This window comes from Enterobacter sp. 5-4, assembly GCF_000612205.1.
GTDB lineage: Bacteria > Pseudomonadota > Gammaproteobacteria > Enterobacterales > Enterobacteriaceae > Enterobacter > Enterobacter roggenkampii.
The window spans coordinates 96,553-110,023 of record NZ_JFHW01000009.1 but is presented as its reverse complement, the minus strand read 5'-3'; the positions used below and the strand labels follow the sequence as shown (position 1 = coordinate 110,023).

General features: G+C 57.6%; 12 protein-coding genes. 7 read left to right on the top strand and 5 right to left on the bottom strand.

The annotated features are described in order from the left end of the window. Positions 1-9: 9 nt before the first annotated feature. From abgT to AA74_RS0104895, 3 genes are read right to left on the bottom strand one after another with little or no spacing between them, the layout of a single operon-like run. Positions 10-1,536, bottom strand: coding sequence for a p-aminobenzoyl-glutamate transporter (gene abgT / locus AA74_RS0104905; RefSeq protein WP_025911523.1), 1,527 nt, complete (start codon positions 1,534-1,536; stop codon positions 10-12). Between the two features lie 41 nt (positions 1,537-1,577). Further along, entirely contained in the window at positions 1,578-3,023 is a 1,446-nt protein-coding gene (locus AA74_RS0104900; RefSeq protein WP_025911520.1) for a M20 family metallopeptidase, read from the bottom strand. After that, complete coding sequence (locus tag AA74_RS0104895) at positions 3,023-4,333, bottom strand: M20 family metallo-hydrolase (protein WP_025911518.1); 1,311 nt, start codon at positions 4,331-4,333, stop codon at positions 3,023-3,025. The genes AA74_RS0104900 and AA74_RS0104895 overlap by 1 nt, the downstream gene beginning before the upstream one ends. 175 nt (positions 4,334-4,508) lie before the next feature. On the opposite strand from AA74_RS0104895, the gene AA74_RS0104890 reads away from it, so the two are divergent. Both AA74_RS0104890 and smrA read left to right on the top strand, forming a co-directional pair. After that, positions 4,509-5,420: a LysR family transcriptional regulator gene (locus AA74_RS0104890; RefSeq protein WP_025911516.1), complete on the top strand. Its 912-nt coding sequence runs from the start codon at positions 4,509-4,511 to the stop codon at positions 5,418-5,420. Positions 5,421-5,777: 357 nt separating this feature from the next. Next, positions 5,778-6,341: a DNA endonuclease SmrA gene (gene smrA, locus AA74_RS0104885; protein ID WP_025911514.1), complete on the top strand. Its 564-nt coding sequence runs from the start codon at positions 5,778-5,780 to the stop codon at positions 6,339-6,341. A 27-nt stretch (positions 6,342-6,368) separates the two neighbouring features. On the opposite strand, the gene AA74_RS0104880 is transcribed toward smrA, so the two are convergent. Further along, complete coding sequence (locus tag AA74_RS0104880) at positions 6,369-8,030, bottom strand: methyl-accepting chemotaxis protein (protein ID WP_025911512.1); 1,662 nt, start codon at positions 8,028-8,030, stop codon at positions 6,369-6,371. A 143-nt stretch (positions 8,031-8,173) separates the two neighbouring features. Between AA74_RS0104880 and AA74_RS0104875 the strand changes: the two genes are divergently transcribed. From AA74_RS0104875 to umuC, 3 genes are all read left to right on the top strand, one after another. Then, positions 8,174-9,040 carry an aldo/keto reductase family oxidoreductase gene (locus tag AA74_RS0104875; RefSeq protein ID WP_025911510.1) on the top strand — a complete coding sequence of 289 codons (867 nt, stop codon included), beginning with the start codon at positions 8,174-8,176 and terminating at the stop codon, positions 9,038-9,040. A gap of 159 nt (positions 9,041-9,199) precedes the next feature. After that, positions 9,200-9,634, top strand: a complete 435-nt coding sequence (umuD, locus tag AA74_RS0104870) for a translesion error-prone DNA polymerase V autoproteolytic subunit (RefSeq protein WP_008500532.1) — start codon at positions 9,200-9,202, stop codon at positions 9,632-9,634. Then, complete coding sequence (umuC, locus tag AA74_RS0104865; protein WP_008500531.1) at positions 9,618-10,880, top strand: translesion error-prone DNA polymerase V subunit UmuC; 1,263 nt, start codon at positions 9,618-9,620, stop codon at positions 10,878-10,880. Before umuD ends, umuC begins: the two co-directional genes overlap by 17 nt. Before the next feature lie 7 nt (positions 10,881-10,887). Here the strand turns inward: umuC and AA74_RS0104860 are convergent, their stop codons facing one another. Beyond that, positions 10,888-11,784, bottom strand: a complete 897-nt coding sequence (locus AA74_RS0104860) for a LysR family transcriptional regulator (protein WP_008500530.1) — start codon at positions 11,782-11,784, stop codon at positions 10,888-10,890. Positions 11,785-11,881: 97 nt separating this feature from the next. On the opposite strand from AA74_RS0104860, the gene AA74_RS0104855 reads away from it, so the two are divergent. Beyond that, a complete protein-coding gene (locus AA74_RS0104855) occupies positions 11,882-12,937 on the top strand; it encodes an SDR family oxidoreductase (RefSeq protein ID WP_025911506.1) in 1,056 nt (351 codons plus the stop codon). A gap of 75 nt (positions 12,938-13,012) precedes the next feature. After that, positions 13,013-13,459 (top strand): hypothetical protein, encoded by a 447-nt coding sequence (locus AA74_RS0104850; RefSeq protein WP_025911504.1) that lies wholly within the window; start codon positions 13,013-13,015, stop codon positions 13,457-13,459. Positions 13,460-13,471 lie beyond the last annotated feature (12 nt).

Below are 13,471 nucleotides of genomic sequence, written 5' to 3'. Positions count from 1 at the left end.
CTCATTCCCTTAGTTCAGCCTCGGGTAGATCCCCGGCCCAATCGGCAGGCCGACAAGATACCACGCCACCAGCATCACCAGCCATACCCCTAAAAAGATAAGCGGGTAGGGTAAAACCAGCGAATAGTAGGTACCCAGTTTGGCCTCGGGTTTATAGCGCTGCAGGAAGCCTAAAAACAGCGGAACAAACGGCGAAACTGGCGCCAGCGGGATAACCGAAGAGTCCGCGATGCGGAACAGGATCTGCGCGAAAGCCGGGTGGAACCCCAGCATCATAAACATCGGCACGAAGATCGGGGCCAGAATCGACCAGATGGCGGAGCCGCTGGCGATAAACATGCACAGCAGGGATGACAGCAGCGCCAGACCGACAAACGCCGGTACGCCGCTTAGCCCGGCAGCCTCCAGCGCGTCGGTGAGGCCCACGGCCATAAACTTGCCCATGTTGCTCCAGTTAAACATCGCCACAAACTGGGCCAGCGGGAACACCATCACGATAAAGCCCGCCATCTCTTTCATCGGCTCGATCATCAGCTGCGGCAGGTCACCCTGGCGGCGGATTTTGCCGGTGGCGATACCGTAGGCGAGCGAAACAACAAAGAAGAAGAGGATAATCAGCGGCACGATGCCCTGAATAAACGGCGAGGGCAGGACCGTATGTTTAACCGGATCGCGCAATATGCCGTTTTCCGGCACCACCATCAGCGCCACCGCGGCGATAAACGCCAGCGAGACCAGGCCAGCTACGCGCAGGCCGAAGCGCTGCTCTTTGCTCAGGGTTTCCAGCTTTTCATCGCTACGGCCTTCCCATTTGCCCAGGCGCGGCTCGACGATCTTATCGGTAATCAGCCCGCCGACAATCGTCAGGACAATCACCGAGCTGGCCATAAAGTACCAGTTGTCGATCACGCTGACGTGCATGGCCGCATCAATGGTTTTCGCCGCCTCCGTACTGATGCCCGAGAGCAGCACGTCGGTGGTGACGATCAGCAGGTTAGCGGTAAAACCGCAGCCCACCCCCGCAATCGCGGACAGCAGACCCGCCACGGGATGGCGCCCGACGGCGAGGAAGATCAGCGCCCCCATCGGCGGCATGATCACCAGCGCGGCGTCGGAGGAGATATGGCTGAAGAAGGAGATAAACAGCACCATGTAGCTCGCGTAGCGCGCGCTGACGTGAGAAGCCATCTTCACCATCAATGCGGGCAACAGGCCCACGCGTTCGGCCAGCCCGGCGCCCAGCACCAGCGCCAGAATGGCGCCGAGCGGGGCGAAGCCGCTGAAGTTTTTAATCACGTTGGGTAAAAACCAGTGCAGCCCTTCAATGCTCAGCAGATTTTTCACCGCCACCAGGCTGCCGTCGGCCGGGCTGCGCACGCTGACGTCAAAGGCGGAGAGCACGGCGGTGGCGACCATCAAAATCACAATCAGATAGATAAAAAGCAGGAAAGGGTGCGGCACTTTATTGCCGATCCTTTCAACCCAGCCATAGAGCTTACCGGATGGGGAATGCGAAGGTATGGATGACATACTCATGGGCGTTCCTCGGGAGTGTTGTGTTGTTGTGTTGTGTTTTTTTATTTTAAAGGTGACGGTGTCACGCCCGGTGGGATCGGACACGCGTACGGTTTTTCTTCTAGTTGTTGTTCGAACTCTTCACGGCATTCTTTCAGCAGCGCCGCGTCCTGCAGCAGATTGAGCGCGGTCGCGCCCATCACTTTCCCGGCCAGCAGCATGCCCTTGTGGGCAATAGAGGTTCGCCCCTGAGATACCAGCTGCCAGGTGTGCAGCGGCGTGCCGACGGTAAAGCAGGGGCTGAAGCACTGGGCGACCGGCATTTTCCAGCTGACGTCACCCACGTCGGTTGAACCCGCCAGCACGTTGTCGGTGACGGCATAGGGCGCGACTTCATCCACCAGCAGCGTCGCCTGATGACGACGGGCAAAGGCTTTACCCGCTTCGCCACCCGTGGCGGCAATATTTTTCAGGCTATTTTGCAGATCGTTGGGCGTCAGCGTGGCGCGGATCTCGCGGGCAAACTCTCGCTCTTCGTCGGTCCACTCCGGCGTGCCGTAGTGCTGCAGGGCGCGATACATCGCCGCCTCAAGCGTGCGGTTCGGCAGGTAGCTGGAGCAGGCTTTATCAAAGCGGCACTCGACGGTCGTTTCGGTCATCAGCGCCGCGCCCTGGGCGATTTTCTCGATGCGCTCGTAGATCTGCTGCGCATCCGCCATCTCCGGGGCGCGGATCAGGTACAGCACCTCGGCCTGCGCCTGCACCACGTTGGGCGAAATCCCGCCGGTGTCGGTAATGGCGTAATGGACGCGCGCTTTCTCGATGATGTGTTCGTTAAGGAAGTTGGTGCCGGTGGTCATCAGCGTCACGGCGTCCAGGGCGCTGCGTCCCAGGTGAGGAGAGTTGGCCGCGTGCGCCGCCACGCCGTGAAAACGCCAGGCGGCCTGAATATTCGCCAGCGTACTGACGTTAAACATCCCGGCAAAGGCTTCCGGGTGCCAGGTGACGGCGGCATCGACGTCATCAAACAGCCCTTCGCGCACCATAAAGGTTTTCCCGGAGCCGCCTTCTTCACCGGGACAGCCGTAAAAACGCACCGTTCCGCTGCCGCCGTTCTGCTCCAGCCAGCTTTTCACCGCCACCGCGCCCGCAAGCGCCGCGGTGCCTAAGAGATTATGTCCGCAGCCGTGGCCGTTAGCCCCCGGCGTGGCGGTTTGCGCCGTCGCGCAGTGTGCCTGCTGGCTTAACCCGGCCAGCGCGTCGTACTCGCCCAGCAGGGCGATAACCGGTTTTCCGCTGCCGAAGCTGGCGATAAAGGCATTGGGAATACCGCCTGCCTCGCGGGTCAGCGTGAAGCCTTCAGCTTCCAGCTCGCTGGCCAGCCGCTCGGCGGACCAGAACTCTTCAAAGCGGGTTTCGGGACGATCCCAGATCGCGTCGGCAATATCGGTTAACGTCCGACATCGCGTGTCGATCGCATCGGCAATAAAAGCGTAGTTCTCCTGCATCACACACCTCGCGTCCACGGGAAATTGAGCGCTGTTCGCGCCAGCGTTTCGATGGCGATAGTCATGACCTGCTCATCGAAGTCGAATTTTTCGTTGTGATGTCCGGCGCTCAAATCCGTGCCAAACACCATATAGGACGCCATGCCGCCGTTCTGCTGCACGCGGGCCATCATCAGCGTGGCGTCTTCGGAACCCGCTGGCGCTTTCACCTTATCGATGGCATGAACAACCCCGGAAACCTGGCTCGCCTGTTCGCGCAGATAATCCACCCACGCCGGTGTCGGCGCGCTGGAGGTGGCAGCCCCCATCAGGCGCATCTCCGCGCTCACGCCATAGAGCGCCGCCGCGCCGGTAATGACGGCCTGCGCGCGTTCAAAGACATACTGATTAATCGCTTCGCTTTCGCCGCGGGTTTCAACTTTGATCAGGGCATTGGCGGGCACCACGTTGCGCCCGCTGCCCGCCTGCATCACGCCGACGTTCACCCGGGATGCGCCGTCGCTGTGCGGAGCGATGCTGTGCAGGGCGAGGGCGGCCTGCGCGGCGGCGAGCAGGGCGTTACGCCCGTCCTCCGGCTTACCGCCCGCGTGTGCGGCCACGCCGGTGAAGCTCACGTCGAACTTGGTGGTGGCCATAAAGTTATCGCTGCCGCAGATCACCGTACCGGCAGGAACGCCGGTACCAATATGAATGGCCGTGAAATAGTCCACGTCATCCAGCGCCCCGGCGGCAACCATGGCGCGCGCGCCGCGCGTGCCTTCTTCAGCAGGCTGGAAGATCAGCTTAATGGTGCCGTTGAGCCGGGCTTCATTCTGCTTAAGCACCTGTGCCAGTCCCAGACAAATGGTAGTGTGGCCGTCGTGCGCGCAGGCGTGCATCATGCCCGGATTGCAGGAGGCAAACCCGTCGCGGAACGGGCGATGGCTGTCGTCGAGCGCTTCGCTTAAATCAAGGGCGTCCATGTCCACGCGAAACGCCAGGGTTGGGCCCGGGCGGCCGGTATTCAGGGTGGCGACAATGCCGGTAAAGCCGCCTTCAAACGGCGCCAGCCATTTCTCAGGCGCGCCTTGCGCCCGCGCGCGGGCAAACTCTCGCGCCAGGGTTGCCTCATCGGGCAGCCCCATCCGGCTTTCGGCATCGACCACGTCACGGCCCATCGCCAGTTCGTAACCCAGCGAGTTCAGGGTCTCCGCAACTTTCGCGGCGGTACGAAACTCTACCCAGCCAGATTCCGCAAAATGGTGAAAATCGCGACGCCACGCGCTCAGCTGCGGGGTTAACGTCTGGATGTACTGCGCCAGTGTGTCCATATCTGTTCCTGTCATCATGAAAATATGTGAACTGCTTCACGCTGTGATAGTTTTTACTTATCACTAACCGATTTTTCACAGTTTTAACCGTTCAGGAATTACCCTCGCACATCCCTTTCCAGTAAAGTAGATGACAGTTTCTTTACTCTGATAAACAACGGTTATCGGTCGGGCTATGTCATTTCAGGTTAAATTCCATCATCTCCGGGCGTTTGTTGAAGTCGCACGTCAGGGCAGCATTCGCGGTGCCAGCAGGACGCTGAATCTTTCGCAGCCGGCGCTGACCAAATCCATCAAAGAGCTGGAGGAGGGCATGGCGGCGCAGCTTTTCGTGCGCAGGAGTAAGGGCGTCGCGTTGACCGAATGCGGTGAGGGCTTTTACCAGCGCGCCCGGTTAATTCTGGAAGAGCTGCGCGCGGCGCAGGATGACATTCGTCAGCGGCAGGGGGAACAGGCCGGGCAGATCAACATCGGGATGGGGGCCAGCGTTTCGCGCAGCCTGATGCCCGCCGTTATTACCCGCTTTCATGCCCAACATCCGCAGGTCAAAGTGCGGATAATGGAAGGGCAGCTGGTGTCGATGATCAACGAATTACGGCAGGGAGAGCTGGATTTCACCATCAATACTTATTATCAGGGACCTTACGACCAGGAATTTACGTTTGAAAAACTCTTTGAGAAGCCATTTGCGGTATTTTGTCGCGAAGGGCATCCGGCAACGGGGGCAACGTCGATTAACGAACTCCTGCATTATAACTGGACAATGCCGACGCCGCGGGGAAGTTATTATAAGCAGTTAGAAGAGGTATTTAGCCATCGCTCGAAAATACCGCGAATTGGTGTGGTCTGCGAAACCTTTTCTTCCTGCATAAGCCTGGTTGCACAAAGTGATTTTCTAAGCATATTGCCGCAGGAGTTAGGCTGTGACCCGCTGCTGGCGCACCGTCTGGTCATGCTGCCGGTTGTCGAATCGCTTCCAAAAGCAGCATATTATTTAATTCAGCGCCGTGATTCACGTCAGACGCCCCTGGCTGAATCATTAATTACGCAGTTCAGACGGGAAGCGAGGAAAATAATCGTGGCGTGAAAATGAGATAATAAAAAAAACAGGATCTGCCCGACATCAGACAGATCCTCCAGTACACACAGCAGTGCGTCCTTTCGCCAATCCTGAATATTATATCCATGAAGCAGGTATATTTAGGTATAACACCTTTTCCGCAAAAAGAAAGGATGTCGAGTGTTTGATTTTACGAAAATTTAACACAAATCACTTATTTCATCTTTGCTGAAATTTTAGTTAAGTCATATTTAAATCCATTTTATAAATACTATATATATTCATCAGGTTAATATTTGCGGCGCATGAGGGCCTGTAACGGTGATTGAGGCCAGTCTCAGGCGCAGGTATAGTACCGTCCTCAGTTGTAGCCGGAGGATATCCATGAACCCTGACGACAAATCCTTTTTTCTTGACGCCATGGAAGATGTCCAGCCGCTGAAGCGTGGCCCGGATATTCACTGGCAGCCCAGCCGCAATACGCGGGCGCGCCAGGAGGTGGATAGTGAACAGCTGGATAACTTCCTGACGCTGGATTTTCTTGACCTTCTTCCCCTGGAAGAGCCGCTGGCGTTCCGGCGCGAAGGGGTGCAGCAGGGCGTTATCGAGAAGCTGCGCTCGGGTAAATATGCCCGCCAGGCCAGCTTAAACCTCCTGCGTCAGCCCGCCGAACGCTGCCGTCAGATGCTCTATTCTTTTATTCGCCAGGCCGGACGTGACGGGTTACGCAATCTGATTATCATTCACGGAAAAGGGCGCGAGCAGAACTCGCATCCTAATGTGGTGCGCAGCTATCTGGCGCGCTGGTTAACCGAGTTCGAGGAAGTGCAGGCCTTCTGCGTGGCGCTGCCGCATCACGGCGGCAGCGGGGCATGCTACGTTTCACTGCGTAAATCCGATGAAGCAAAACAGGAGAACTGGGAGCGGCACGCCAAGCGCAGCCGCTAGCGGGCGATTTCCTCGCCCGCCGGTGATTCAGAAGGTTTCCCAGTTGCTGTCGGTGGCGGCGTTTGCGGTTGCCGGGCGCAACAGCTGAGGCGTTTTCACGCTGGCCGGACGTGGAGCTACCGCTTTTTCTTTGCCGTTCAGACGAAACGCGGCCACCGCCTGGCGCAGCTGTTCGGACTGATCTTCCAGCGCCGCTGCCGCCGTGGCGGACTCCTGCACCAGCGCGGCGTTTTGCTGCGTCACGCTGTCCATCTGCGAAACGGCCAGGCTCACCTGTTCAATGCCGCGGCTCTGCTCGTCAGAGGCAGAGGAAATCTCGCCCATGATATCGGTCACGCGGGTCACGGCGGCGACGATTTCCTTCATGGTGGTGCCTGCCTCGCTAACCTGCTCAGAACCGGTATTCACCCGGCTGACGGAGTTCTCGATAAGCCCTTTGATCTCTTTCGCCGCCTGCGCGCTGCGGCTCGCCAGGGTCCGGACCTCGCCTGCGACAACCGCAAAACCACGTCCCTGTTCCCCGGCGCGTGCCGCTTCCACCGCGGCGTTAAGCGCCAGAATGTTCGTCTGGAACGCGATGCTGTCAATCACGCTGGTAATATGCGCAATTTGCTGCGAACTGTCGGCGATCTCGTTCATGGTGCGAACCACGTTATCCACGACGTGGCCGCCGCGCGCGGCCGTTTCAGAGGCGTTTTTCGCCAGCAGCGTGGCCTGACGGGCGTTATCGGAGTTCTGTTTAACCGTCGCGGTCAGCTCTTCCATGCTAGCGGCGGTCTCTTCGAGCGAGGCGGCCTGCTGCTCGGTGCGGGCGGAAAGATCGTTGCTTCCTGCGGCAATTTCGCCTGCGCCGGTGTAGATGGAATCGGTACTTCCGCGTACGGCGCTGACGGTGGTCACCAGCGACTGCTGCATCTCATGCAGGCCCGCGGCCAGCTGACCCATCTCATTGCGGCCCGAGATAGCGATCTCCTGCGTCAGGTCGCCCCCTGCAATGGCGCGAATATGGTCCATAATGGAGTGGAGTGGTTTTAACAGCAGGTGCTGTAAACCCTGCCAGATGACCACCAGAACCGCGATAACGGCCAGCAGAATTGCCGCCAGCGTCCACTGCATCTGCGTGAAGCTGCTCTGATTCTCTTCGGTTGCGGCCTTCAGCAGGGTGTTGTTTTCGGCGCGCCAGCGGTTATAGACCGCTTCCATATCGTCCTGCGCCTGCTGCGCATCCAGATCGCCATAGGCCTGATAGTTGTCGGCGCGCAGATACTCAATCGATAAACGCATGACTTCGTGCATCTGGTTCCAGGATTTCTGCATCTCGTCGGTCAATGCCGCCTCCTGGCCCTTAACCTGCGGCAGTTTCTGCCACTCTTTGTTATAGGCTTCGGCTTTTGCCAGCGAGTCGCCTGCGGTGCCCAGCAGTTTATTGATCGCCGCCAGGGAAGCCGGGTCACGCTGGTTTTTCAGGTAGCGGATCGCCACGCGGGTGACGGTGACGCGCGTTTTCACCAGCGTGTTCACGCTGTCGCTCAGGCTTTCCTGCTGGGCATTGAGCACGCCGGAGTTCTGGAAGTTATGGCGATCGTTACTGACGGCAGAGTAGAACAACCCTCCCGTGACAACTTGCAGCAGGCAGAATATGGTGAGGGCAAAGATAATACCGGTAATCACGTGCAGATTTTTCAGCATAGCGGTTGTCCGTTAGAGAAGATGCAGGGTTACTTCATTACTATCGTCGTAGAGAATGTAAACTTTAATTAACTCGCGCTTAACTAAGGGGCCCTTTTGGGAACCTGTTGTAAATCCGGATCATTTTTATGAGGAAGGTCAACATGAGCAGCATTGATAAAAGCGGGACATACGCGCTCGGGACGCGGACGGTGAAACGGCTGGGCTACGGCGCGATGCAGCTGGCCGGGCCGGGCGTCTTTGGGCCGCCGAAGGATAAGCAGGCCGCGCTGGACGTGTTACGCGAGGCCGTGGCGGCGGGAGTGAACCACATTGATACCAGTGATTTTTATGGTCCTCATATCACGAACCAGCTGATCCGCGAGGCGCTTCATCCTTACCGGGACGATCTGACGATCGTCACCAAGATTGGTGCCCGTCGCAACGACAAAGGCGCCTGGCTGCCGGCCTTTTCCGCGCAGGAGCTGACGCAGGCGGTGCATGACAACCTGCGTAATCTGCAGCTGGACGTGCTGGACGTGGTGAACCTGCGGATCATGTTTAGCGCGCACGGGCCAGCGGAAGGGTCGATTGCTGAACCGCTCTCCATCCTGGCAGAATTACAGCAGCAGGGGCTGGTGCGGCATATTGGTTTGAGCAACGTCACGGCCACCCAGGTCGCGGAAGCGCAGAAGATGGTGCCGGTGGTGTGCGTGCAGAACATGTACAACATTGTGAACCGGGGTGACGATGCGCTGGTGGATCTGCTCGCGCAGCAGGGGATTGCGTATGTGCCGTTCTTCCCACTGGGCGGCTTTACGCCGCTGCAATCGTCCGGGCTGAAGGCTGTCGCGGATTCACTGGGCGTCACGGCAATGCAGGTTGCGCTGGCATGGCTGCTGCAGCGTTCTCCGAATATCCTGCTGATCCCGGGCACCTCTTCCGTGGCGCATCTGCGGCAAAACCTCGCGGCGGGAGAACTGCAGCTGCCGCCTGACGCGCTGGAAACATTGAATACGCTGATGGACTGATCGTCACAGGCGCAAAGCCCGACATGTGCTTCCGGGCTTTGCGCGTTTTAAATCTTCTGACACTTCAACGCGTTTGGGTTCGCTTCCGGAAATGACCTTGATCCCTGACCATAATCCGTAATACTGTATTTATATACAGTATGTGGCGAGAAAGGCATCATGGACACTCTCTTTTCTTATCAACCAAAACAAATCATTGAACTACCTTTGTTTTTAGAACGTGTTGCCTGTGGGTTTCCCAGCCCGGCGCAGGATTATGTGGAGGATCGTCTCGATCTTAACCGGCTGGCAGTGAGGCACCCCAGTGCGACCTATTTTATCAAGGTGAGTGGAGACTCCATGATTGGCGCGGGGATTGGCGACGGCGATCTGCTGGTGGTTGACCGCTCGTTAAATGCCGAACATGGGGATATCGTCGTGGCGTCGGTCGCCGGTGAGTTTACGGTGAAAGAGCTACAGACGCGCCCGGTGCTGAGGCTGTTGCCACATAACGCCCGCTATCAGCCGATTACCTTTCAGTCCGAAGAGGAGCTACAGATCTTCGGCGTCGTCACCCACACGCTTAAAACGCATAAACATGTTCGCGCTGGTTGATGTGAACAGCTTCTATGCCTCCTGCGAGAAGGTATTCCGCCCCGATCTGGAGGGGAAGCCCATCGTGGTGGTGTCCAACAACGACGGCTGCATCATTTCACTCTCGCGGGAGGCAAAGCAGTTCGGCATAAAAATGGGTGAGCCCTATTTTAAATTCAAAGAGAAGCTTTTTCCGGCGAGGGTTTACGTCTTCAGTTCGAACTATGCGCTGTATGCCGACCTCAGCAGTCGGGTGATGCAGACGCTGACGGATCTGGCTCCTGCCATAGAAATTTACTCGATTGACGAGGCGTTCGTGAACGTTTCAGGGATCGGTAACTGCATGTCGCTGGACGCGTTCGGACACCAGATGCGCACGCAGGTCTTTAAAAACACGGGTTTAACCGTTGGCGTCGGCATTGCCCCGACAAAAACGCTGGCGAAGCTGGCCAACTATGCGGCGAAACGCTGGGCCAGTACCGGCGGCGTGGTCGATCTGTCAGGCCGCGAGCGGCAGCGTAAACTGCTGGCAAAGGTTCCGGTAGAGGAGGTATGGGGCGTAGGGCGGCGCATCACGAAAAAACTGAACGCGATGGGGATTACCACGGCGCTGGAACTGGCGGAGGCCTCCTCGTGGGTCATTCGCAAACATTTTAACGTGGTGCTGGAGCGTACGGCGCGCGAGCTTCGCGGTGAGCCCTGTCTTGACCTGGAAGAGTACACCCCCACGAAGCAGCAAATCATCTGTAGCCGTTCGTTTGGTCATCGCATTACGCAATATGAAGAGATGCACCAGGCGATTTGCGCCTACGCGGAACGCGCCGCAGAGAAACTGCGCGGCGAGCATCAATACTGTCGTTTTATCAGCGTGTTTGTGCGCACCAGCCCGCATGCGGACAACGAAATTTATTACGGTAATCAGGCTTCGGTCACCCTGATGACGCCCACCAATGACTCGCGGGATATCATCCGTGCCGCCACGGAGGCGCTGGGGCGGATATGGCTCGACGGGTATCGCTATATGAAGGCCGGGGTCATGCTGGCGGACTTTTTCAGCAGCGGTGTCGCTCAGCTTAATCTGTTTGACGACAATCGCCTGCGCGCCAACAGCGCGGCGCTGATGGAGATGATCGACAGCGTCAATCACTCCGGCAAAGGGAAGATATGGTTCGCCGGGCAGGGGATTGAGAAACCGTGGGCCATGAAGCGAGAGATGTTGTCACCGGCCTATACGACGCGGTACGCGGATTTACCGGTGGCGAGGTAAAAGGCGGTTATTTTGTGGCGTTGTGGGTCGCGATCTCAGGCAGTAATTGCTCAATCACGCTGACGACCTTTCTGACGCGCTGCGGAATAAAGCGGGCATCAGGATAAACGGCATAGAGGAAGCGATCGGGTAACCGCCAGTCGGGCAGCACCGGTACCAGCGTGCCCGCCTGCAGAGCCCTGGCCACGAGCGGTCGCTGCATGCCGCCGATACCCATGCCGGATTCCAGCGCCTGCAGCAGCGCGTCGCTGGTGTTGGCACGGAAAACAGTATTCACGTTGACCTCGACCGTTTCCTCGTCAGACATCAGGCGCAGGGGGGCATCCAGCGGAATGCCGCTGAACCGCACGTGTGGGAGCGTCGCCAGTTCGCTGACCGCGTGTACCGCCTGAAAACCGGGAGCGGCAAACAGTGCAGCTTCAATACGCCCCAGCACGCGAGCCGCGTGCGCCTGCGGAGGCTCGCTGCTCAGCCGTATCGCGACATCCACGCCCTCCGCCACCAGATCGGCAAGGCGGTCATCCAGGGAAAGCATCAGCTGCAGTTCGGGATGCAGGCGCTGTAGCGCCAGCAGATGCGGCAAAATGATCTGCCCCAGGCCGCTCGGCAACTGGACATGGACGCGTCCCTGAACGCTATGATCGACAGGATGTAAACGCCTCTCCGCTTCCCCCATGGCGTCCAGCACGAGCTGCATATCACGCCGGTAGCGTTCCCCTTGTTCGGTCAGCTTCATCGTACGCGTCGTACGGTGCAGCAGTACCACGCCAAGCTCTTCCTCAAGCGCCGCGATCTGTTGACTGACGGCGGACTGCTTAATACCGGTCTGACGGGCAGCCGCTGAAAACGAGCCCGCTTCAGCGACGCGCAGAAAAGTAGAAATGGCATTGAGCTTATTATTCATTTAATGATTTTGCTTATAAGTGCCATCGGTTTCATGGGATATCTCCAGAAAAAATAATATATCACACTGCGTCTGTCACCCTTTCCGGAGAAATACCATGAATAATAGGCAGCAACACAACGTCGCCCTGGTCGCGGGCGCCAGCGGCATTGTCGGCAGACAGATGGTCAACACGCTCCTGCACCATCAGTGGCAGGTGATCGGCCTTAGCCGCCATGCCGGGTCGCATCCTGACGGCATTCCGATGGTCAAGATCGATTTACTGGATGAAAAGGACAGCGCCCGGGCGCTGCGCTCCCTGGACGGTGCCACCCATCTCTTTTACAGCGCCTGGGCGAACGCGGCGAACTGGGAAGACATGGTTGAGCCGAACGTCACCATGCTGCGTAATCTGGTCAGCATCCTCGAAAAAACGGCACCTTTGCAGACGGTAAGCCTGATGCAGGGGTACAAGGTCTACGGCGCGCATCTGGGACCGTTTAAAACCCCGGCGCGCGAAAGCGATCCCGGCGTACCGGGTGCCGAATTTAACGCCGCGCAGCTTGCGTGGCTCAGCCAGTTTCAGCGGGGAAAGCGCTGGCACTGGAATGCCATCAGGCCGGGCGTGGTAGGGAGTGCGGTACCGGGCAATGCCATGAACCTTGCGCTGAGCATTGCCCTGTACGCCTCCCTGTGCAAGGCGCTGGGTTTACCGTTGCGTTTTCCCGGTTCGGAACAGACCTGGCACAGTATCGTTGACCATACAGACGCCGGTCTGCTGGCCGACGCCACTCTGTGGGCCGCCGCGTCACCTGCGGCACAGAATCAGGCGTTCAACGTGAATAATGGCGATATCTGGCGCTGGAGCGAGCTCTGGCCGCGCATCGCACGCTGGTTTGACCTGGACTCTGCACCGCCGGTGAGGCTGTCATTTCATCAGCTGTTTACGGACTATCGCGGCGTATGGCGCGAGCTTGCCGGAGAGCGGCTGGTGGAAGCGGATATTCTGCAGCTGAGCGACGGGCGGTTTGCCGATTTTGTCTTTAGCTGGGACTACGACATGTTTGGTGACGGGAGCAAGCTGCGCAGGGCGGGCTTTACGCAAATGCAGGCGACGGATGAGATGTTTTTCCACCTGTTCGCGCAGTTGAGAGCCGCGCGGATTATTCCCTGACCGTAAGGGTTGTTGTCATCAACGATCGGCGCGTTATACTCACGCGTTAAAATGAATGTATTGTGGGGCAGGGATATGCACGAAAGTCTAAAAATGATATCAGTCGCTCTGCCCCTCATTGCGCTTCTCATTCTGTTAAGCTTTTTGGTCAGACGCATTCGCCAGGCAAAACGTATCATTTCAGACTGTAACGGGATGAAAAAGATCTCTGCCAGTCCCTCAATATTTGGCGGAAATGCAGGTAAAACCTGGTTTTATGATGACCAGTTTTTATATGAAGTTAAAAACAACGCCACCCGTAAAATTGCGCTGGCTAACATCATTAAAATCAGACCGGGGAATACAGAGATAAACAGCAGACGGGTCTGGATTGTTATTTACCGTGATGGTGCAAATGAAAAGCAGGTGCAGTTTTATAACAATCTCACCCTCTGGAATCATAACTTCACGGCTTTTCTGATAGCGGTAAAACGTGCCAATCCTGACGCTGTGGTTAAAGAACGCGCAATCCTCAATCTATGAAAAAGAACCGCA